This is a genomic window from Micromonospora sp. RB23, from assembly GCF_053585025.1.
In genome coordinates this window covers 3,817,056-3,838,668 of record NZ_CM132111.1, presented here as the reverse complement: position 1 = coordinate 3,838,668, position 21,613 = coordinate 3,817,056, and the positions used below count along the sequence as shown (strand labels likewise).

Annotated in this window: 18 protein-coding genes; 5 read left to right on the top strand and 13 right to left on the bottom strand. The window is 72.0% G+C overall.

All coding sequences use genetic code 11. The annotated features are described in order from the left end of the window. Positions 1-82 precede the first annotated feature (82 nt). Entirely contained in the window at positions 83-523 is a 441-nt protein-coding gene (locus ACTFTM_RS17750; protein WP_449561583.1) for a winged helix-turn-helix transcriptional regulator, read from the bottom strand. A 143-nt stretch (positions 524-666) separates the two neighbouring features. Here ACTFTM_RS17750 and ACTFTM_RS17745 point away from each other — a divergent pair, with 143 nt between their 5' ends. Beyond that, positions 667-1,533 carry an aldo/keto reductase family oxidoreductase gene (locus ACTFTM_RS17745; protein ID WP_449561582.1) on the top strand — a complete coding sequence of 289 codons (867 nt, stop codon included), beginning with the start codon at positions 667-669 and terminating at the stop codon, positions 1,531-1,533. A 33-nt stretch (positions 1,534-1,566) separates the two neighbouring features. Here the strand turns inward: ACTFTM_RS17745 and smpB are convergent, their stop codons facing one another. Both smpB and ACTFTM_RS17735 read right to left on the bottom strand, forming a co-directional pair. Then, entirely contained in the window at positions 1,567-2,058 is a 492-nt protein-coding gene (smpB, locus tag ACTFTM_RS17740; protein WP_449561581.1) for an SsrA-binding protein SmpB, read from the bottom strand. A gap of 25 nt (positions 2,059-2,083) precedes the next feature. Then, positions 2,084-4,336, bottom strand: coding sequence for a hypothetical protein (locus ACTFTM_RS17735; protein ID WP_449561580.1), 2,253 nt, complete (start codon positions 4,334-4,336; stop codon positions 2,084-2,086). A gap of 148 nt (positions 4,337-4,484) precedes the next feature. Here ACTFTM_RS17735 and ACTFTM_RS17730 point away from each other — a divergent pair, with 148 nt between their 5' ends. The 3 genes from ACTFTM_RS17730 (at position 4,485) to ACTFTM_RS17720 (ending at position 9,672) form a co-directional block, all read left to right on the top strand. After that, positions 4,485-6,143: an FAD-dependent oxidoreductase gene (locus ACTFTM_RS17730; protein ID WP_449561579.1), complete on the top strand. Its 1,659-nt coding sequence runs from the start codon at positions 4,485-4,487 to the stop codon at positions 6,141-6,143. A 55-nt stretch (positions 6,144-6,198) separates the two neighbouring features. Then, positions 6,199-7,638: an ATP-binding protein gene (locus ACTFTM_RS17725; protein ID WP_449561578.1), complete on the top strand. Its 1,440-nt coding sequence runs from the start codon at positions 6,199-6,201 to the stop codon at positions 7,636-7,638. 93 nt (positions 7,639-7,731) lie between these two features. Next, complete coding sequence (locus tag ACTFTM_RS17720) at positions 7,732-9,672, top strand: ABC transporter ATP-binding protein (RefSeq protein WP_449566663.1); 1,941 nt, start codon at positions 7,732-7,734, stop codon at positions 9,670-9,672. Between the two features lie 266 nt (positions 9,673-9,938). On the opposite strand, the gene ACTFTM_RS17715 is transcribed toward ACTFTM_RS17720, so the two are convergent. From ACTFTM_RS17715 to ACTFTM_RS17670, 10 genes are all read right to left on the bottom strand, one after another. After that, on the bottom strand, positions 9,939-10,454 hold the full coding sequence (locus ACTFTM_RS17715) for an NUDIX domain-containing protein (RefSeq protein ID WP_449561577.1): 516 nt from the start codon (positions 10,452-10,454) through the stop codon (positions 9,939-9,941). A 28-nt stretch (positions 10,455-10,482) separates the two neighbouring features. Further along, on the bottom strand, positions 10,483-11,121 hold the full coding sequence (locus ACTFTM_RS17710; protein ID WP_449561576.1) for an SRPBCC family protein: 639 nt from the start codon (positions 11,119-11,121) through the stop codon (positions 10,483-10,485). Then, entirely contained in the window at positions 11,121-11,486 is a 366-nt protein-coding gene (locus ACTFTM_RS17705; protein WP_449561575.1) for an ArsR/SmtB family transcription factor, read from the bottom strand. The genes ACTFTM_RS17710 and ACTFTM_RS17705 overlap by 1 nt, the downstream gene beginning before the upstream one ends. 28 nt (positions 11,487-11,514) lie before the next feature. Further along, the gene (locus ACTFTM_RS17700) at positions 11,515-13,605 is read right to left on the bottom strand and encodes a xanthine dehydrogenase family protein molybdopterin-binding subunit (protein WP_449561574.1); all 2,091 of its coding nucleotides are present in this window, start codon (positions 13,603-13,605) and stop codon (positions 11,515-11,517) included. Then, positions 13,602-14,585: an FAD binding domain-containing protein gene (locus ACTFTM_RS17695; RefSeq protein ID WP_449561573.1), complete on the bottom strand. Its 984-nt coding sequence runs from the start codon at positions 14,583-14,585 to the stop codon at positions 13,602-13,604. Before ACTFTM_RS17695 ends, ACTFTM_RS17700 begins: the two co-directional genes overlap by 4 nt. Beyond that, positions 14,582-15,079, bottom strand: a complete 498-nt coding sequence (locus ACTFTM_RS17690; RefSeq protein ID WP_449566662.1) for a 2Fe-2S iron-sulfur cluster-binding protein — start codon at positions 15,077-15,079, stop codon at positions 14,582-14,584. The genes ACTFTM_RS17695 and ACTFTM_RS17690 overlap by 4 nt, the downstream gene beginning before the upstream one ends. A 211-nt stretch (positions 15,080-15,290) precedes the next feature. Further along, the gene (locus ACTFTM_RS17685) at positions 15,291-16,658 is read right to left on the bottom strand and encodes a GH1 family beta-glucosidase (protein ID WP_449561572.1); all 1,368 of its coding nucleotides are present in this window, start codon (positions 16,656-16,658) and stop codon (positions 15,291-15,293) included. 29 nt (positions 16,659-16,687) lie between these two features. Then, positions 16,688-17,527: a carbohydrate ABC transporter permease gene (locus ACTFTM_RS17680; RefSeq protein WP_449561571.1), complete on the bottom strand. Its 840-nt coding sequence runs from the start codon at positions 17,525-17,527 to the stop codon at positions 16,688-16,690. Further along, positions 17,520-18,512, bottom strand: a complete 993-nt coding sequence (locus tag ACTFTM_RS17675) for a carbohydrate ABC transporter permease (RefSeq protein ID WP_449561570.1) — start codon at positions 18,510-18,512, stop codon at positions 17,520-17,522. Before ACTFTM_RS17675 ends, ACTFTM_RS17680 begins: the two co-directional genes overlap by 8 nt. Before the next feature lie 70 nt (positions 18,513-18,582). After that, positions 18,583-19,842, bottom strand: a complete 1,260-nt coding sequence (locus tag ACTFTM_RS17670) for an ABC transporter substrate-binding protein (protein ID WP_449561569.1) — start codon at positions 19,840-19,842, stop codon at positions 18,583-18,585. 276 nt (positions 19,843-20,118) lie between these two features. Between ACTFTM_RS17670 and ACTFTM_RS17665 the strand changes: the two genes are divergently transcribed. After that, on the top strand, positions 20,119-21,321 hold the full coding sequence (locus ACTFTM_RS17665; RefSeq protein WP_449561568.1) for an ROK family protein: 1,203 nt from the start codon (positions 20,119-20,121) through the stop codon (positions 21,319-21,321). The last annotated feature ends 292 nt before the right edge of the window (positions 21,322-21,613 follow it).

Genomic DNA, 21,613 nt, shown 5'->3' with positions numbered 1-21,613 from the left:
CCGCATCTGCGAGGGGAAAGAGCGGATCGGGGTGGGATCTGCGTGTTGGGGAGACGATATCGGTCGCGGTTGCGAGGCGCTGTCAGGCCCGACTGTCGTACGCCGCGCGGTTGGTGAACACGTCGTCCATGTGCGTCTCGGCCCAGCTCTTCAGGCTCCGCACCACCTCGTGGAGGGAGAGGCCCAGGTCGGTGAGCGCGTAGGTGACCGTGACGGGCACGGTCGGCTCCACGGTCCGCGTGATCAAGCCGTCCCGCTCCAGCGCGCGCAGCGTCTGCGTGAGCATCTTCTGGCTGACGCCGGCGAGCAGGCGCGACAGCTCCGAGTAGCGCATCGGCCGGGGCTCCCCGGAGCAGTCGGCACCGGCTTGCGGCGAGCCTCCACCGCGCAGCGCTGCCAGCACCAGTGTCACCCACTTGTCCGCGATCCGGTCGAGCAGCTTGCGGCTCGGACACTGCGCCAGGAACGTGTCGTATTCCGACTTGGCCTGCGCCCTCTTCTGGGCCGCCGTCGTCGTCGCCATCGCTCTCCTTCTGCACGGGGGTGAGTTACGCACTTCCAGGTGCCTACTTCCCGAAAGGAAGCTACACGCTGATAGTGGGTCCCGGTAACAGCGATGCACGCACCGGGACCACGCGGTGCGATACGAAAGTCAGAGGTACGACCATGGCTTCCCACTCCCTTCCCGGCGGCACCTGGACGCTGGGAGACCTGAACGTCACCCGGTTCGGCTACGGCGCCATGCAGCTCGCCGGCCCCTGGGTCATGGGGCCGCCGGCCGACCGGGACGGCGCACTCGCCGTCCTGCGCGAGGCCGTCGAACTCGGTGTCACCCACATCGACACCGCCGAGGCGTACGGGCCGCACGTCACCAACGAGCTGATCCGCGAGGCGCTGCATCCGTACCCCGAGTCACTGCACCTCGTGACCAAGGTCGGCGCGATCCGCGACCAGCAGGGCGGGTGGCCCACGGCCCGCGACCCGCAGAGCCTGCGCCGGGCCGTCCACGAGAACCTTCAGACGCTCCGCCTCGATGCGCTCGACGTGGTCAACCTGCGGCTCGGCAATGCCGAGGGGCCCGAACCCGGGTCCGTGGCGGAGGCGCTCGAGGCGCTCGTCGACCTCCAGCGGCAGGGCCTGATCCGGCACCTCGGGGTGAGTAACGCGACGCCGGAGCAGGTCGCCGAGGCGCAGTCGATCGCGCCGATCGTGTGCGTGCAGAACATGTACAACCTCGCGCACCGCCAGGACGACAAGATGATCGACGCGCTCGCCGACCAGGGCGTCGCCTACGTGCCGTTCTTTCCGTTGGGCGGCTTCAGCCCGTTGCAGTCCTCGGTCCTCTCGGCCGTCGCCGCGCGGCTGGGGTCGACACCGATGTCCGTCGCCCTCGCCTGGCTGCTACAGCGGTCGCCGAACATTCTGCTGATCCCCGGCACGTCGTCCGTGGCGCACCTGCGCGAGAACATCGCCGGCGCGGCACTCGATCTCTCCGACGACGACCTCGTCGAGCTGGACACGATCGGACGCTGACCCGGCGTCGAGCAGGGCGGCCCAGAAAGCCGGTCAGGGGCGGCGGGGGTGGCCCTTGAGGTGTCGGCCCAGCTCGCGGGCGATCTCGCGGTTGGCGTCGCGTTCGGCGAGGGTCTGCCGCTTGTCGTACGTGCGCTTGCCCTTGGCCAGGGCCAGCTCGACCTTGGCCCACCCGTTGTCGAAGTACATCGACAGCGGCACCAGTGTCACCCCGCCCTCGCGGACCTCCTGGAGGATCTTGCCGATCTCGGAGCGGTGCAGCAGCAGCTTGCGGTTGCGGCGGGGCGCGTGGTTGGTCCACGTGCCGTAGCTGTACTCGGCGATGTGCAGCCCGTACAGCATGATCTCGCCGTCACGCTCGTGCGCGAACGCGTCCACCAGCGACGCCCGCCCCTCGCGCAGCGACTTCACCTCGGTGCCCATCAGCACGATGCCCGCCTCGTACGTGCGCAGCACGGTGTACTCGTGCCGCGCCTTCTTGTTCGACGCGATCAGTCGGCGTTCGGGCTGTCGGGACGGGCTCACCCGGCGACGATAGCCGGCCGCCGCCTCAGTCGGTCGTCCGGCGCTCCGCGCGCAGCCGGGCGGCCAGGTCCCGTACCGCCTGCCCGAACTCCTCCTGCGACTCGCACGGCCAGTGGCCGAGGATGGGCGGGGGCACGCTGTCGCTCGGTGGAGGCACCACCCCCTGCGGGTCGGTCAGGCGGCGGTCCACCGCCGCCTCCGGCCCGGCCGTCGTCGCGGTGTCGCCGGCTCGGTGCGGTGCGAAGATCCACCCACCGATCGGGTCGGTGTCGCGCCACAGGTTCACCCAGCGCCAACCGACGCGCCCGCCGATGTTGCGCAGCGTCGACCTGTCGACGTAGGCGGGGAACAGCCGCGAGTACAGCCGGCTCAACGGCGACCCGTACGTGAGCAGGGCGACCCGGTCGGTCACCCGCTTCGGCAGTTGCAGCAGCGTGGCCGCGAGCAGCACCGAACCGTGGCTGTGCCCGGCCAGCAGCACCCCCTCGCCCTGGTCCACGAGGTAGGTGATCCGCTTGGCCAGCTCCGGCACCGCCCGCTCGGCGTAGCAGGGCGGCGCGAACGGGTGCGCCCCCCGGGGCCAGAAGGTGCCCAGGTCCCACAGGACGCCCACGTAGCGACGGAACCCGGCGGTCCGGTAGGCGAAGATGCCGCCGATCACGAGCCCGACCAGGATCGCGGCGATCGCGTAGTTGCCCGCCCCGATGAAGAAGTTGACGAAGCTGTCGGGCACGCCGAGGTACTCCTGGAACAGGTCACCGGGGTAGAGCTGCAGCAGGCCGAGCAGGCTGGTGGCCAGCCCGAGAGCGGCGAGTCCGGCGTAGACCACGGCGAGGGGCTCCAGGCGTTCGGTGAAGCGGGCCCGCGCCACGGCCTGCTCGACCCGGCGCAGCCGCGCCCGGGCGTCGGGCGGCGCGTCCGGGAAGTCGGCGGCGACGATCGCCCGAGCGGCCCGCCACCGGCCGGGACGGGTCGCGACCGTGACGAGCACGCCCACCAGCACCGCCGTCAGCACCGCCAGGAAAAACCCCAAGATCGCCCATTTGTACGCCAGCGGCGGGCCGAACGCGAACCGATCCGTGTGCCCACCGTCGCGGTCCAACACGTCCGCCACCCGGTAGACCAGCTCGGCGGAGAACGCGACCGCGAGCCCGGCGGCGACCGTGACGAAGACCGGCGCGCCCAGCGCACGCAGACGGGGGAGCCGCTCGCCGTCCGCACGCCGCCGGCCGCCGCGCGCCCAGAGCACCACCGCCGCGAGCATCACCAGCAGCACGGTCTGGCTGACGAACAACCAGGCCACGGTGGCGCTGTAGCCGGGCAGCATCCTGCTCTGCGGCCACGGCTCACCACTGGTCAGGGTGTACGCGATCACCAGGATCGTCAGGCCGCAGGCGATCGTGCGGAGCCCGCGGGTGACGCCCTCCAGCCCGGGCACGGTGCTGGTCCGGTCCATGCCGCTCACCTGGGTCAGCAGGATCAGGCAGGCGAGCAGCACGACGCCCGTCGCCACCACGAGGGCCAGCCGCACCCACGAGGAGTTGTCGCTGTCCCAGGCGGCCAGCAGGCTGCCGTCCAGCGTGGCGAACGCGGCCGCGACGTGCACCGAGCGCAGCCGTCCCACCACCGGGGTGCCGTCCCACTGGCCGACCGCGCTCAACTGCGACACGGACGTCTCCTGGACCGCGCCGGTGCGGAAGGCGTCGAACGAGTGGCTCGGTCGAGCGGACAGCCACCACACGATCCCGATGGCGGCGACCGGCACGAGGGCCGAGATGCCCAGGCGTACGCCGGGCGGACGCTCGCCGAGCCAGGACAGCCAGTTGCGTCCGGCCACGCAGTTGGGGGAGCCCATGCACCGCCAGGCGATGAGGTCCACCGCCGTTCCGACGATGGAGAGCACGTAGAGCATCGTGAGGCTGAGCGCGAGCACCCGGCCCAACGCGACGACGGCGTGCTTGGCCGACTCGTTCGCCGGGCGCATCCAGAGCGCCACGTTGCAGAGCATGAACGGCAGCAGGAACACCAGCGACAGCGTCCGTACGGCCGTCCCGGACGGCAGGTCGTTCCAGCGGTACGCCTCCAGCGTCACCCCGTCCGTGCCCGTCGAGTCCGGGTAGCCCGGGCGGGGCCGGTAGAACCCGCCGCTGCGGTCGCCGGCCACCTGGTGCACGAACGGCCGGTTGAGCACCCGGTCGGCGCCCGCGCCCGAGACGCCGTGCACCCGCAGCTCGACGACCCGACCCGTCGTCGGTTCGGTCGGCGACGCGTGCGCCATGGGCCCTCCGCGGGGTGTGCGACAGCGGGCGGTCGCCGGCGCCGGCCGCCGACGGCGGTGCCGCTTACCCGTCCCGCACCGTGTCACGCCTCGCGTCGCTGCCCACCGGTGGTGCGATCCGGCCCCGCGAGGTGGTTCTATTGGCGCCATGGCAAATCCGGTGATCCTGACCGTCGACGACGATCCCGCGGTGTCCCGGGCGGTCGCCCGGGACATCCGGCGCCGCTACGGCGACCGCTACCGGGTGCTGCGCGCCGCCTCCGGGCCGGAGGCGCTGGACGCGCTGCGGGAGGTCAAGCTGCGCGGCGAGCAGGTGGCGCTGCTGCTGGCCGACCACCGGATGCCGGAGATGACCGGCGTCGAGTTCCTCGAGGCCGCCATGGACATCTTCCCGGCGGCCCGTCGGGTGCTGCTCACCGCGTACGCGGACACCGACGCGGCCATCGAGGCGATCAACGTGGTGGACCTGGACCACTACCTGCTCAAGCCGTGGCACCCGCCGGAGGAGAAGCTGTACCCGGTCGTCGACGGGCTGCTGGAGGCCTGGTCGGTCACCCCGGACGCCACGAGCACCGAGATCCGGGTGGTCGGGCACCGCTGGTCGGCGCCGTCGTTCAAGGTCCGCGACTTCCTGGCCCGCAACCTCGTGCCGTACCGCTGGTTGCTCTCCGACGACCCGGAGGGTGCCCGGCTGCTCGACGCGGCCGGGGCCACCGAGGCGGACGTACCCCTGGTGGTGACCGCCGAGGGCAAGGCGCTGGTGGCCCCCAGCGAGGCCGAGTTGGCCGCGCTGGCCGGGTTGACCGTGGTGCCGGCGTCCGACTTCTACGACCTCGTGGTGATCGGTGGCGGTCCGGCGGGCCTGGGCTCGGCGGTCTACGGCGCGTCCGAGGGGCTGCGGACCGTGCTCGTCGAGCGGCGGGCGACCGGCGGGCAGGCCGGGCAGAGCAGCCGGATCGAGAACTACCTGGGCTTCCCGGACGGCGTCTCCGGCGCCCAGTTGACCGACCGGGCCCGCCGGCAGGCGGTGAAGTTCGGCGCGGAGCTGCTCAGCGCCCGCGAGGTGGTCGGCCTGAGCGAGGCCGGCGGCGCACGGCTGCTGCGCTTCGGTGACGGCAGCGAGATCGCCGCGCACACGGTGGTGCTGGCGACGGGCGTGTCGTACCGGGTGCTCGACGCCCCCGGGCTGGCCGACTTCACCGGTCGGGGGGTGTTCTACGGCGCGGCCGCCACCGAGGCGCCGAGCTGCGTCGACCAGGACGTCTACATCGTGGGCGGGGCCAACTCGGCCGGCCAGGCGGCCGTGCACTTCTCCCGGTACGCCGCCCGCGTCCATCTGCTGATCCGCGGCGCGGACCTGACGGCGTCGATGTCCCGGTACCTCATCGACCAGCTGGAGCGCATCGACCAGATCACCGTGCACCCGCACACCGCCGTGGTCGGCGCGACCGGCGACGACCACCTGGAACGGCTGACCCTCTGCGACACCCGCACCGGGGAGAGCCGCACGGTCGACACGTCGTGGCTGTTCATCTTCATCGGCGCCGAACCCCGCACCGACTGGCTGGACGGGGTGCTCGTCCGGGACCGGCGCGGCTTCATCGTCACCGGCCCGGACCTGCTGGCCGGTGGACGACGCCCGGCCGGCTGGTCGTTGTCCCGCGACCCGTACCACCTGGAGACCAGCCTGCCGGGGGTGTTCGCCGCCGGTGACGTCCGCGCCGAGTCGGTCAAGCGGGTCGCCTCGGCCGTCGGCGAGGGCGCGATGGCCGTGTCGCTCGTGCACCGTTACCTGGAGGCACAGTGAGCGCGAGGAGTGAGCCGGTTTTGCGAGCCCCACAGTCGCGAACAAAGGAGGATCTGTGACGACCCCGTCCGATCGGCTGACCCCGGCAGAGCTTCGTGACCTGTTCCTCTTCGAGGCGCTCGACGACGCGCAGCTCGACTGGCTGAGCGAGCACGGCCGCGTGGAGCAGCGCGCCGGCGGCACCCTCGTGTACGGCGAGGGGGAGGCCGCCACCTGCTTCTTCGTGCTGCTGCGCGGCGCGGTGGCGCTGAGCCGTCAGGTCCGGGGCGACGACGTCGAGGTCAGCCGCACCGACCAGCGCGGCGTGTACGGCGGGGCCACCCAGGCGTACCTGGGCGATCAGGTCGAGCAGACGTACCGCAACAGCCTGCGCGCGCTCGTCGACGCCGAGTTCTTCGTGCTGCCGGCGGAGGACTTCGCGCACGCCCTGCGGTCCTGGTTCCCCATGCCGATGCACCTGTTGGAGGGGCTGTTCTTCGGCATGCGCGACAGCCAGACCATCGTGGGCGAGCGGGAGCGGCTGCTGGCGCTCGGCTCGCTTTCGGCGGGGCTGACCCACGAGCTGAACAACCCGGCGGCCGCGGCGGTGCGGGCCACGTCGGTGCTACGTGACCGGGTCGCGGGGATGCGGCACAAGCTCGCGATGATCGCCGACGGGCGGCTCGACGGCCGGGCGCTGCACGGGCTGGTCGCTCTCCAGGAGGAGGCGGTCGCCCGGGTGGCGACCGCGCCGAAGCTGACGCCGGTCGCCACCGCCGACGCCGAGGACACCCTCACCGACTGGCTGGAGGACCACGGCGTGGGCGGCGCGTGGGACCTGGCACCCATCCTGGTCGCCGGGGGTCTGGACGCGGCGTGGCTCGGTCAGGTGAAGGCCGCCGTCGGGCCGGCGGACCTGGAGGCCGCGGTGCGGTGGCTGTCGTACACGGTCGACACCGAACTGTTGATGCGCGAGATCGGCGACGCGGTGACCCGGATCTCGGGCCTGGTGGGCGCGGCCAAGCAGTACTCCCAGCTCGACCGCGCGCCGCACCGGGTGGTGGACGTGCACGACCTGCTCGACGCGACGCTCGTCATGTTCAAGGGCAAGATCCCCGCCGAGGTCAAGCTCGTCCGCGAGTACGACCGGAGCCTGCCGCCGATCCCGGCGTACGCGGCGGAGCTGAACCAGGTGTGGACCAACCTCGTCGACAACGCCCTGGGCGCGATGGGGGAGAAGGGGGTGCTGACCGTCCGCACCGGACGCGCCGGCGACCTGCTGGCCGTGGAGATCACCGACACCGGTCCCGGTATCCCGCCGGAGGTGCGCCCGCGCATCTTCGAGCCGTTCTTCACGACCAAGCCGGTCGGGGCGGGCACCGGGCTGGGGCTGGACATCTCGTACCGGATCGTGGTCAACAAGCACCACGGCGACATCCGGGTGGAGACGGAGCCCGGGCACACCACCTTCCGGGTCCTGCTGCCGATCACGGAGGAAGCGGCCGCGTTGCCCTGACACGCCCACTACCTAGAGACATCAGGCGGTTGCGGGCAGTAGTGTCGGGCGGCGTCCGTGCTTCCCGCCCCCCGAGGAGCCTCCGTGGACTCGATGGCCCGCCCGCGTACCGCGACCCACGATGACCAGCCGATCGATCCCGATGACAGCTCGGTACTGCCGGAGCTGGAGGACGCCGCCTGGATGCACCACGCCCACACGTTCGCGCACACCAGCTTCTGGTCGGTGGCCCGCCGGCTGCCGAGACTGGTCCGTGAGGCGGTGGCCCTGGCCTGGGCCACCAACCGTACGGACACGGTCGCCTCCATCGGCCTGAACGTCGCCGCCGGAGTGATGACCACCTTCGGCCTGCTCGCCACGACCGGCGTCCTGCGGGAACTCTTCGCCGCCGGCCCCACCCCGGACCGGGTGCGCTCCGCCCTGCCGGCGCTGATCGTGGCGGCGACGGCGGTCTCGGCGCGCGGCGGCCTGACGATCGCCGCAGGATGGGCCCAGGCCCGGCTCACCCCACAGATCAACTACCAGGTGGAGCTGCGGCTGTTCGAGGCCACCACGGCGGTGGACCTCGCCGCGTTCGACGACGCCGGGTTCGCCGAGGAGATGGACCGCGTCCGCGACCGGGGGATGGGCGAGGCGGCCTGGATCGTCGACCACACCGTCAACCTGGTCACCGGAGTGGTCGGGATGCTCGCCACGGCCGTCGCGGTGACCGTCATCCAGCCGCTGCTGCTGCCGTGCCTGCTGCTCGCGGCGGTGCCCCAGGCGGTCACGGCCGTGCGGATGGCCCGCCGGGAGTACCTGGCGATGCTGGCCCGGATCACCCGTCGGCGGCGCATGTGGATGCTCGCCCACCTGATGGCCAACCGGCACACCGCCGCCGAGGTGCGCGCGTACCAGATGCGCGAGTTCCTGCTCGCCGAGTACCGGGGTGTGATGGCCGTTGAGACCCGCGCCCAACTGCGGCTGGTCCGCTCGCAGACCGGCACCCGCGTGGCCGGCGCGACCGTGGCGGGCCTGGCCACCTTCGGCGTGTACGCGGTGCTCGGCGGCCTGCTGCTCGCCGGCATGGTCGCCCTCGCCGCCGCGGCCACCGCCCTGCTCGCCCTCCAGTCCGCACGGACCAGCCTGGGCGTCGCGGTCGTCGCCACCAACTCGCTGTACGAGGACGCCCTCTACTACCAGGACTACCGGGACTTCCTCACCCGGGCGCAGGGCCGGGTGCCCGTCGGCGGCAGCCGGACCGCCGACGGTGTCGAGGCGATCGACCTGCACGAGGTGAGCCTGCGCTACCCCGACACCGACGCGCCCGCCGTGGACCGGGTCAGCCTGACGATCCGGCGCGGCGAGGTGGTCGCGCTGGTCGGCGAGAACGGCTCCGGAAAGACCACCCTCGCCAAGCTGATCGCCGGGCTCTACCAGCCGACCGGTGGGACGATCCGCTGGGACGGCGTCGACGCCGCCGAACTGGATCCGCGTGCGCTCGGCGCGCAGGTCGCGGTGATGACGCAGGAGTACTGGAAGTTCCCGTTCACCGCGGGGCAGAACATCCGCGTGGGCCGGCACGACCGTACGCCCGACCGGCCCGGCCCCAGCGTGCAGGAGGCGGCCGACGCGGCCGCCGCCCACGACATGATCGTGGGTCTGCCGCACGGCTACGACACCCTGCTCGACCGGGAGTTCAAGAACGGCCACGAGCTGTCCGGCGGGCAGTGGCAGCGGCTGGTCGCCGCTCGCGGCCTCTACCGCGACGCCGCCCTGCTGATCTGCGACGAGCCGTCGGCGGCCCTGGACGCCCGCGCCGAACACGCCCTGTTCCAGCACCTGCGGCGCCGGCCCGACCGTGCGGTCGTCCTGATCACCCACCGGCTGGCCAACGTCCGGCACGCCGACCGGATCTTCGTCATGGACGAGGGGCGCCTCGTGCAGCAGGGCAACCACGACGAACTGATGGCGGCCGGCGGCCTCTACCGCGAGTTGTTCGAGCTACAGGCCAGCGGCTACCGCGCCCACACCAGCGAAGCCCACCGCCCCTGATCCCCGCCCCGGCCCCCCGCGATCTTGCACTTTCGGTTGTCGAATTGGCTAGGGATGCGCCCTGTATCGCCGCTCGGGTTCAGGGAATCCGGGGTGTCTCGCCGCCGAGGACGGCCCGACATCACCGAACCCGAGTGGATCATCGCGCCTGGGTGCGGTGATCCACTTCAGGTCGCCGATGCGGGGGCATCGCGGCGGTGGGATACCCCCACCTCGGCGATCTGGAGTCGATCAGGCGGCGGGGGCCGGGCCTCGGGGGGCCGTGGTCAGGGTTGGTGGGGTGCGGCGAGGACGTCGGCCAGGACGCGGGTGTGGGTGGAGAACGCCAACTGGACCGGCTCGGTGAGGACCAACCACTCGGTCGCCTCCTCGGTGGGCCGCGACGGCGGCAGGTCCTCGACGGCACGCTCCGGCAGCACCCCGAAGATCATCATGGTGCCGCCCTGCGGTGCGCCCCGCACGGCGAGGAGCCGGGCGTCGCGGGCGTCCGCGACCAACCCGGTCTCCTCCCACAGCTCACGCACCAGCGCGTCGGACCACTCCTCGCCGTACTCGATGAAACCGCCGGGCAGCGCGAGCAGCCCGCGGGCCGGTTCGATGGCCCGGCGGACGACCACCACGCCCAGGCCCACGGCCGTGCGGACCGGGAGCACCGCCACCGCGACGGGCAGTGGATTGCGCCAGACGGTCTCGCCGCAGACCGCGCACACCCGCGGCCATCCGGCCGCCGCCGGGTAGGCGGCGCCGCAGTAGGAGCAGTGCGAGTACGGCGTACCGGTCATGCCGCAGCACGTTACCCGCCGGCTGCGCTCAGGCGGCCGGCGTGCCCGTGTAGAAGGCGGTGGTGCGTTCGGCGGCGGCCTTGGCCTCGTCGGGGTCGGTGCCGGCGGCGATGCTCGCCTCGCTCCACAGCTGGCTGCTCAGCTCCATGGCCCGTCGCCCCTCGGCCGAGGCGACCCACTCGGCGCTGTCCTCCGGTCGGACGCCGACGCCGCCGGACAGGTACGTGGCGAGGCCGAGCAGGCCCAGGTCCCAGCCGACACCGACGGCCCCCGGTCCGAACTGGGCCCACCGCTCCTGGTCGACGTGCGCGATGTGGTCCAGGTCGAGGCGGGCCCGATCGTCGCCCACCGGCGTGACCCGCACCTCGATCCAGCTCACCTCGCCGCCCATCTCCCAGGTGGCGGTGAAGCGGTGCGGGGGCTCGCACGTCTCGACGGTGCCGCCGGCGTTGCCCTGGAGCTGGTACGTGCCGCCCAGCCGCAGGTCGCCGCTGATCGGCAGGAACCAGCGGGGGATGCGCTCGGCGTTGGTGCAGGCGTCCCACAGGTCCTCGGCCGTTGCCTGGTAGGTCTGGCTGATCGTGGTCACCCGGGCCTCGCCGGCGGCCAGGGTGCGGCTGCCGACCTGCCGCTGGACGGCGTTGATCTGCTCGGTGGCGTCGAACATCAGGTGTTCCTCTCGTCGGATGGGTCGGCGGGCCCGCGCAGACGACGTTCGCGTCGGCCCCGGGCCAGTTCGGTGGCGAGCGCCGCCAGGGGTGGCGCCCAGAACCGGCGGAAGTGCTCCAGCCAGCCGTCCACCTCCCGTAACGGGCGCGGGTCGACCGCGTAGAGCCGCCGGGCGCCGTCCGGGCGCACGGTGGCGAAGCCGTTGTCCCGCAACACCTTGAGGTGCTGGGACACGGCGGGTTGGGAGATGCCGAACTCGTCGCGGATGACCGCGCTGACCGCGCCGGCGCTCTGCTCGCCGTCGGCGAGCAGTTCCAGGATGCGGCGCCGGACCGGATCGCCCAGCACGTCGAAGGCGTGCACGGCGACAGTTGTATCACTGATGGCTTATTTAAGCCAAATCTGATACGCCGATGAGCTTGTCGAGCTGGATCGGCAGGTCACGAATCCGGACGCCGGTGGCGTGGTACACCGCGTTGGCGACAGCCGCCGCCGCGCCCACGATCCCGATCTCCCCGATGCCCTTCACCCCGGCGAGGTTCAGTTCGTCGTCGCGCTCGTCCACCCAGTACGCCTCGATGGACTCCACGTCCGGGCAGGCCGTGATGTGGTACTGGGCCAGGTCGTGGTTGACCCAGTCGCCGTAGCGCTCGTCGAGCAGGCCCCCCTCGTGCAGCGCCATCGACAGGCCCATCGTCATACCGCCGATGAGCTGGCTGCGCGCCGTCGTCGGGTTGACGATCCGGCCGGCCGCGAACACCCCGAGCATCCGGTTGAGCCGGATCTCCCCGGTGGTGGTGTCCACCCGGACCTCGACGAACTGCGCCCCGTACGCGTACCGGGGGAGCGCGGCCTGGGCGCTCACCTCGTCGGAGGTGTCCGCCTCGGCGCTCACCTCGGCGGCCGGCGGTGTGCCGTCGCGCAGCTTCCCGCGCAGCGCGGCACACGCCCGGATCACCGCCCAGGTCCAACTCGACGTCCCCATCGAGCCACCGGCCACCGGCGCGGTGGGCAGGTCACTGTCACCGATCCTGATCTCGACGCGCTCCGGCGGCACCCCCAGGGCGTCGGCGGCGACCAGCCAGAGCGCCGTACGCGAACCGGTGCCGATGTCGGTGGCGTTGATCTCGACCAGGAAACCGCCGTCCGGGCGGGCGGTGGCCCGCGCCGAGGACGGGCGGGCCCGGGTCGGGTAGGCCGATCCGGCCACGCCGGAGCCGACCAGGAAGCGTCCCTCGCGCCGGGACCGGGGCGTCGGATTCCGGTCGGCCCAGCCGAACCGCCGCGCGCCCTCGCGCAGGCAGGCCACCAGGTTGCGGCTGGTGAACGGCGCTCCCTGATCGGGGTCGACCGCGGGGTCGTTGCGGATGCGCAGCTCCACCGGGTCGATGCCGACGGCCACGGCCAACTCGTCCATCGCCGACTCCAGGGCGTACGCGCCGGGACACTCGCCCGGCGCCCGCATCCAGAACGGAGTGGGCACGTCGAGGCGGGTCACCCGGTGCGTCGTACGGCGGTGCGGCGCGGCGTACATGCTGCGGGTGTAGACGGCGGTCTGCTCGGTGAACTCGTGGATCGTGGAGCTCTGGCTGATCGCGTCGTGGCTGATCGCGGTGAGTCGCCCATCGGTGTCAGCGGCGAGGCGGACCCGCTGGATGGTGGGCGTGCGGTAGCCGATCGGCCCGAAGATCTGCTGGCGGGTCAGCGCCAGTTTCACCGGCCGGTCCACGTGCCGGGCGGCCAGGACCGTCAACACGACGCTGGCCTTGGCGTACCCCTTGCTACCGAAGCCCCCACCGACGTGCTCGGCGATCACCCGGACCGACTCGCGGGGCAGGTCGAACAGCTCGCAGAGGGTGGCCTGCACCGAGGTGGCGCCCTGGTTGGAGTCGTGCACGAGCAGCCGCCCGTCGGTCCACTGCGCCGTCGTGGCGTGCGGCTCCATGGGGTTGTTGTGGTAGGCCGGGGTCCGGTAGGTGGCGTCCACCCGGACCGGCGCGGCCGCGTACCCCGCGTCGAAGTCCCCCTCCGCCGTGTCGGTCGGGTAGTGGGGATTGACGTGGTCCGGCTTGTACAGGCCGGGGTGGTCGTCGGTGAGCACCGTGCTGTGCGGGCCCGCGTCGTAGTCCACGCGTACCAGCCGGGCGCCCTCGCGGGCCGCCTCCAGGCTGGTCGCCACCACCACCGCGACGTACTGCCCCCGGTAGTGCACCGCCGGGTCCTGAAGCAGCCACAGGTCCGCCTCCGCGCTGCTCGCCAGCCGGGGCGCGTTGCCGTGGTGCACGACCGCCAGCACGCCGGGCGACGCCAGCGCCTCGGCCGTGTCGATCCGGGTGATCCGACCGCGCACCACGGCCGCGGGCACCACCCAGCCGTAGGTGACGCCGTCGACCGGGTACTCCACCGCGTACCGTGCCGCGCCGGTGACCTTCTCGCGGCCCTCCAGCCGGGGGTGCGCCTGCCCCACCGCCCCGGCGCTCACGACGCCGCCAGTTCGCTGAGCACCCGTACCGTGATGGACCGCGTCAGGGGCAGCTTGAAGCCGTTGTCGCTCAGCGGGCGTGCCTCCGCCAGCTCCGCGTCGGCGGCCCGCGCCGCCAGCTCGGGGCTGAACGTCTGACCGCGCAGCTCCTGTTCGGCCCGGTACGCGCGCCACGGTCGGTGGGCCACCGCCCCGTAGGCCAGCCGCACGTCGCGGACGACGTCGCCGTCGAGGTCCAGCACCGCGGCGACCGAGCCGACCGCGAAGGCGAACGACGCGCGGTCGCGCGCCTTGAGGTACGTCGAGCGGCGTGCGGCCGGCAGCGCCGGCAACCGTACGGCCGTGATCAGCGCGCCACGGGCCAGAGTGGTCTCCCGTTCCGGATGCGCGCCCGGCGAGCGGTGCAGGTCGACCATGGGGACGTCGCGGACGCCCTCGGTGTCGTGCACCTCCACCACGGCGTCCAGCGCGGCGAGGGCGACGGCCAGGTCCGACGGGTGGGTGGCCACGCACTGCTCGGACCAGTCCAGCACCGCGAGGTCGCGGTTCTCGCCGTGCAGTGCGGCGCACCCGCTGCCCGGGTCGCGCTTGTTGCACGCCTTGCCGATGTCCTGGAAGTACGGGCAACGGGTGCGCTGCAACAGGTTGCCGCCCGTGGTGGCCATGTTGCGGAGTTGCCCGGAGGCGGCGGCCAGCAGGGCGCGGGTCAGCACCGGGTAGTCGCGGCGGACCGTCGGGTGCGCGGCCAGGTCGCTGTTGCGTACCGTCGCGCCGATCCGTAGGCCGCCGTCGGGCAGCTCCTCGACGGCGTCCAGGGGCAGCCGGTTGACGTCCACCAGCACGTCGGGGAGCTGCACGCCGAGCTTCATGAGGTCCACCAGGTTCGTCCCGCCGGCGAGGTACGCCGCGTGCGGCTCGGCGGCCAGCACGGCGACGGCGTCGGCCACGTCGCTCGGCCGGTGGTAGCGGAACGGCCTCATCGCGCCGCCGCCGTCTCGCGGACGGCCGCCACGATGTGTGGGTACGCGGCGCAGCGGCACAGGTTGCCGGCCATCCGCTCGCGGATCTCGGCGTCGGTGAGGTCGGGCGCGGCGGTGATGTCCTGGGTGACCGCGCTGGGCCAGCCGCGCTGGACCTCGTCGAGCATTCCGCGCGCCGAGCAGAGCTGCCCGGGGGTGCAGTAGCCACACTGGAAGGCGTCGTTGGCGATGAAGGCGGCCTGCAACGGCGACAGGTCCTCCCCGTCGGCCAACCCCTCCACGGTGACCACCGAGTGGCCGTCCAGGGTGACGGCGAGGAGCAGGCAGCTCTTCACCCGGCGACCGTCGAGCAGCACCGTGCAGGAGCCGCACTGGCCGTGGTCGCAGCCCTTCTTGGCGCCGGTGAGGCCGAGATGCTCGCGTAGGGTGTCGAGCAGCGTGGTGCGGTTGTCCAGCGTCACCTCGCGTGGGACGCCGTTGACCTCGAACGCCACCCGCGATGCGTGCTGCGCGTCGACGACCGTCTGACTTTCTGCTCCTGCGGACACCGCCCCAGGTTAGCCGCGCGGGGGACAAATCCGGGCGAATAACGCGAAGACCCCTTCGTTGATCCTCGCCATCGGGGCGTCCGCCCCGCGAACGGCGACGGCCGCCCGGGTACGCGCCGCAGCGCCACCCGGACGGCCGTTCGCCCCGCCCCCCGTCTCAGGCCACGTCGGTGGTGGCCCGGGCGAGGTTCCGATGCGTGCGGATCAGGTCCGCGTAACGCAGACCGCTGGCCTTCACCGTCCGCCGCTGGGTGGCGTAGTCGACGTGCACCAGCCCGAAGCGCTTGTCGTAGCCGTACGCCCACTCGAAGTTGTCCAGCAGCGACCACACGAAGTAGCCCTCCAGCGGCACACCCCGTGCCACCGCCGACGCGCACGCCGCCAGGTGCTGCTCCAGGTGGTCGGTGCGCTCCTTGTCCTCCACCGTGCCCTCGGCGGTGACCTCGTCGTGCCACGCCGAGCCGCTCTCGGTGACGATGATCCGAGCCGGCCCGTACTGCTCGTGCACGTCGACGAGCAGGCGCTCCAGGCCCGCCGGGTACATCTCCCAGCCCATCGCCGTCTCCACCGAGCCGGGGACCGGGACCTGCTTCGCGTACGGCGCCGGACCGGTCGGGTCGTCGACCACCAACTGGCGGAAGTAGTAGTTCACCCCGAGGAAGTCGGTGGGCGTGGCGATCACCGCGAGGTCGTCGTCGCGTACCGGCGGCTCGACGCCGTACGTCTCGACCATGTCGGCGGGGTAGCCGCGCCCGTGGATCGGGTCCAGCCACCAGCGGTTGACGTGACCGTCCGCCCGCCGCGCCGCCGCGACGTCCTCGGGCCGGTCGGTCGCCGGCTCGATCGGGCTGAGGTTCACGACCAGGCCCACCGAGGCGGGCCGGGCGGCGTTCGCCCGGATCGCCTGGGTGGCGAGGCCGTGCCCGAGCAGCACGTGGTGCGACGCGCGCACCGCGCGGGTGAGGTCCCGCTCGCCGGGGGCCATGTTCCCGTCCAGGTGCCCGATCCAGCACACGCAGAGCGGCTCGTTGACCGTGCACCAGTCGGCCACCCGGTCGCCGAGGCGGCCGGCGACCACCGCCGCGTACTCGGCGAACGCCTCGGCGGTGGCGCGCTCCGGCCAGCCGCCGGCGTCCTGTAGAGCCTGCGGCAGGTCCCAGTGGTAGAGCGTGACGAACGGTCGGACCCCGTCGGCGAGCAGCGTGTCGACGAGCCGGTCGTAGAAGTCCAGTCCGGCAGGGTTGACCCGGCCCACGCCCTGGGGGATCACCCGGGGCCAGGCCACCGAGAACCGGTACGCGTCCACGCCGAGGCGGCGCAGCAGCGCCACGTCCTCCGGCCACCGGTGGTAGTGGTCGCAGGCCACCGCCCCGGTGTCGCCGTTCTCGACGTTGCCGGGAGCGGCCGAGAAGGTGTCCCAGATGGACGGCGCCCGGCCGTCGACGTCGACGGCCCCCTCGATCTGGTACGCCGCCGTGGCGACGCCCCAGAGGAAGTCGGGTGGCAACTTGGACAGGTCCGGCACGGGAAGGCTCTCCTCTGGGTTGGGGTGACTCACTTGACCGCGCCGGCGGTGAGGCCGGCGACGAAGTACCGCTGCAGGGCCAGGAACCCGGCGACGACCGGGATGCTCACCACCAGCGACGCGGCCATGATCTGGTTCCAGTAGACGTTGAACTGGGTCGAGTAACCCTGCAGGCCGACGGCCAGGGTGCGGCTGCCCTCGTCGGTCATCACCGAGGCGAACAGCACCTCACCCCAGGCGGTCATGAACGCGTACACGGTCACCGCGACGACGCCGGGCACGGCGGCCGGCAGGATGACCTGGAAAAGGGTGCGCAGCGGCCCCGCGCCGTCGACCTGCGCCGCCTCGTCCAGCCCCCGGGGGATCGAGTCGAAGTAGCCGACAAGCATCCAGATCGAGAACGGCAGCGAGAAGGTCAGGTACGTGATGATCAGGCCGGTCCGGCTGGCGTACAGCTCGATGCCGGTGGCGTTGCCCAGGTTGACGTAGATGAGGAACAGCGGCAGCAGGAACAGGATGCCGGGGAACATCTGCGTGGACAGCACCGTCACCGTGAAGACGCCCCGGCCCCGGAACCGGTACCGGCTGACCGCGAACGCGGCGAAGATGGCGATCGCGACGGAGCAGACCGCCGCGACGCTCGACACCACGAGGCTGTTCACCAGGTAGCGCGCCAGCGGCACGGTGCTCCACATGTCGACGAACGGTTGCAGGGTGGGCCGGCTGGGCCACCAGGTGAACCCGTTCTGCACGTCCCGCAACGGCTTCGCCGCGGAGGTGACCATCACGTAGAGCGGGATGACGACGAAGAGGGTGAGCAGGGTCAGCACGATGCGTCGGCCCCAGCGCTCACCGGCGGTCTCACGCATGGTCGTCCCTCCGGCGGTTGGTGATCAGCAGGTACGCGGCCGAGACGACCAGCAGGAACAGCAGCAGCGCCACCGACATCGCCGAGCCCGACCCGAAGTCCCAGGTCTTGAAGGAGCTGCGGTAGATGTGGATGGAGATCAGGTCCGCCTGCGCGGGCGCGGAGCCCCCGAAGAGCACGAACGGGGTGTTGAAGTCGTTGAACGTCCAGAGGAACAGCACCAGCAGCAGCACCAGGTTCACCGGGCGCAGCATGGGCAGGGTGACCGAGCGCAGCCGACGCCAGAACCCGGCGCCGTCGATCGCGGCGGCCTCGTACAGCTCGGTGGGCACGTTCTGCAGGCCGGCCATCAGGCAGAGGAACGCGAACGGCCAGTTGCGCCAGACCGACACCACGAGCAGCGACCAGAAGCTGTTGTCGCCGATCAGCCAGAACGGCCGCTCGTTCAGCAGGCCGAGCTGGTCGACGAGCACGTGGTTGACCAGGCCGGTGTCGCGCTGGAGCAGGAAGCTCCAGGTGATCACGGCGGCGTAGACCGGCAGCGCGTACGGCGTGAGGAACAGCGCCCGCAGGATGGCCCGTCCGCGGAACGGCTTCTGCAACACGACGGCCGCCGCGATGCCGAGCAGCCAGGCGAACCCGACCGAGAGCACGCTGTAGGCGAGCGTGATCCAGAACGAGTGCAGCAGTTCCTTGCCGGCGGCGCTGTTGAAGTCGAGGGTGGCCCGGTAGTTCTCCAGACCGACGAAGGGCGCGGTGGACCAGTCGCGGATGTGGAACTGGGTCAGCTCCAGCAGGCTCATCCAGACCCCGACGATCATCGGGATCACGTGGATGGCGAGTTCCAGCACGATGGCCGGCGCGAGCAGCAGGTACGGCAGGGGGGATCGGCGGGGGCCGCGCGGCCGGCGGGCGGCCCCCCGGGCGGGCGACCCGGCCCGGGGTGCGCGCCGGTCGGCGTCCGGCGCGGTGGTGCTGGTTGCCATCGGGGTCCTCTCGGAGGCGGTGGCCGTGGTCAGGCGACGAGCCCGACCACGGCCACCGGCGCTGCGTGGGTCAGCGCATCTTCTGCTGCGCGTCGGTCAGCTTCGCCTTCACCGATGCCTCGGTGACCGGCTTGCCGCTCGCCGCGTCGGCGAACAACTCCTTCATCGCGGTGCCGACCAGGGTCTCGAAGGTGCTCTCCTCGGGCACCTGCGGCAGCGGGGCCGCGGTGGTGACCAGGGTCTCCTGGATGCTCTTCTGCTCCGGGGCGCTGAACGCCGGGTCGGCGCCGGCGGTCTTGACGGCCGGCAGCGATCCGTACGTCTTGTTGAGGATCGTCTGCTCCTCGTCGCTGGTCATGAACTTGACGAAGCTCAGCGCGCCGTCCTTGTTCTTGGTGTGCTTGAAGACGGCCATGTTGATGCCGGCCACCATGCTGTTGACCTTCTTGCCGCCGGCCGGCGGGTTGGCCAGGAACGGCACCGGGGCCACGCCGTACGCGTCGGCGGCCATGTTCTGCGTCTTCAGGTTCGAGCCGGCGGACTGCCACAGCAGCATGGCGGCCTTGCCGTTGGCGAAGTCCGAGACCGACTGGTTCTGCGCGTACTCGGCGTTGCTCGGGTTGGTGATCTTGTCGGCGGCCATGAAGTCGATGTAGCGCTTGATGGCCGAGACGTTCTGCGGGGTGTCGAAGGTCGGCTTGCCGGCCGAGTCGAACCACTCGCCGCCGTACTGCTGGCTGAAGGTGAACGCGTGGTGGGCGTTCTCCGACGGGTTGGCGCCCTCGATCGCCAAGCCCCACTTGCCACCGGTGCTGAGCTTCTTGCCGTACTCGACGACCTGCTCCCAGGTCGTCGGCGGAGCGGTGATGCCCGCGTCGGCGAACATCTTCTTGTTGTAGTACAGGCTGTACGCCATGGAGTAGAGCGGCACGGCGGCCGGCGGCTTGCCGGGCGCGCCGGCGGCGGCGAGCGCGGCGGGCACGATCCGGTCCTTGCCGCCGACGGCCTGCAGGGTGGCGTCGTCGAACTCGACGAGCGCGCCGGTGGCCTGCAGCGACGCCGACCAGGTGTTGCCGATGTTCACCACGTCCGGGCCCTTGCCCGAGGTCGCGGCGGCGAGCAGCCGGTTGAGCAGGTCCGACCAGGGGACCACCTCGACGTTGACCTTGATGCCGGTCTGCTTCTCGAACTTGTCCAGCTCGGGCTGGAGGGTGGTCTTGTCGGCCTCCAGGCTGGCGCCCTGGTTGCTGGCCCAGTAGGTGAGGGTCTTGGGCGATGAGGCGGAGTCGTCGCCGGAGCCGCCGCAGGCGGTCAGCGATGCGGCAGCCACTACGGCGGCAGCGAATATCCCGAGGTGTCGTCTCGACACGGTCAGCCCTTCCGGTGCGTGGTGGGGGTCCGCCGACCGTCGTCGTCGATAGGGGTCTGGCGACGGCGGTCGGCTGCGGACGGGGTCTCTCCGGACGCGCCGTCGGAGGTCCGTCGGCGTTTCCCGGGAGTTACATCACGGCTTAATGAATGTCGTCATTAAAGTGGTTGGCCGGTGGGTCGTCAAGCACGGTGCGGTTACAGTCGCCACCTACGGCCGACGGGAACGAGGTGACGAGTGGAGCTGGCGCGTGCCACCAACCGGAGCGTCCGGCTGCGCAACCGGTCCGCCCTGCTGACGAAGCTCTTCCTCGATGCCCCGCTCACCCGGCAGGACCTGGTGCGCAGCACCGGGTTGAGCCAGCCGGCGGTGAGCAACGTGGTGACCGACCTGATCGACGAGGGTGTCGTCGTCGAGGCCGGGGCCGCCGAGTCCGACGGCGGCCGACCCAGCATGCTGCTGCGGGTCGCCCCCCGGTACGCCTTCGTGATCGGCGTGGACGTCGGCGAGACCCGGGTCCGGGTCGAGTTGTTCGACTTCGCGATGACGCTGCTCGCCAGCGTCGAGTACCCGCTCGACCCGGCGCGCACCGAGCCGGACGTGGTGGCCGGGCACGTGCTGGCCGGCATCGAGGCGGTCACCGGCTCGGCCGGGGTCGCCACCGCCGACGTGCTGGGCGTCGGCATCGGCGTCTCCGGCGTGGTCGAGCAGGGCGACGAGGCCGTCGTGCACGCCCAGGCGCTCGGTTGGGACCGGGTGCCGCTGGAACGCCTCATCGGGGCCGGCACCGACCTGCCGCTGCACATCGACAACGGCGCGAAGACCCTCGGCCAGGCCGAGATGTGGTTCGGCGCCGGGCGTGGAGCCCGGCACGCGGTCTTCGCGCTGGTCGGCTCGGGTGTCGGCGCGGCCGTGGTAACCAACGGCGCCACGTACCGGGGCGCGTCCAGCAGCGCGGGGGAGTGGGGCCACACCACCCTCGTGTACGGCGGCCGGACCTGCCGCTGCGGCGCGCGCGGCTGTCTTGAGGCGTACGTGGGCGCGGAGGCGATCATCGACCGTTACCGGGAGGCACGCCGGGGTCGCGCCGTTCCCGGCGAGGACGAGGAGTCCCAGCTCGCCGCCCTGGTCGCGGCCGGAGACAGCTCGACCACCGCCCGACAGGTGCTGGACGACACGGCCGGCTACCTGGGCGCGGGAGTGGCCAACCTGATCAACCTGTTCAACCCGGAGCGGGTGGTCCTCGGCGGGTGGGCGGCGATGGCGCTGGGTGACCTGCTGCCGGCGGTGCGCGAGGCCGCCGGCCGGCAGGCGCTGCGCCAGCCGTACGAGCAGGCGTCGATCGAGCTGTGCCGCCTCGGCGTCGACGCGGTGGCCCTCGGCGCGGCCACCCTCCCGATAGCCCGCTTCCTCACCGCCGGCGGCGTCCGCCCCACCTGACCCTGACCCTCACCCCCTTCGTGCGGTGATCAAGAGGTTCGCGTCATCCCGAGCGCGATTTCTGACGCCAACCTCTTGATCACCGGGGGCGGTGGGGGCCGGTGGGGGCGCGCGGGGACCGTGGGGGAGGGGGCGGAATTACACAAAATCTCATCCTCGGGATAAATAACGAAGTTATAGATCGATGTCTTGACGCCGCCGCAATCTCGCCGCAACACTCCTACGAGAGCGCTCTCCTCCCCGCGGCGTCGCATCGGCGGCACCACCCACGGCACCACGGGCGAAAACCGAC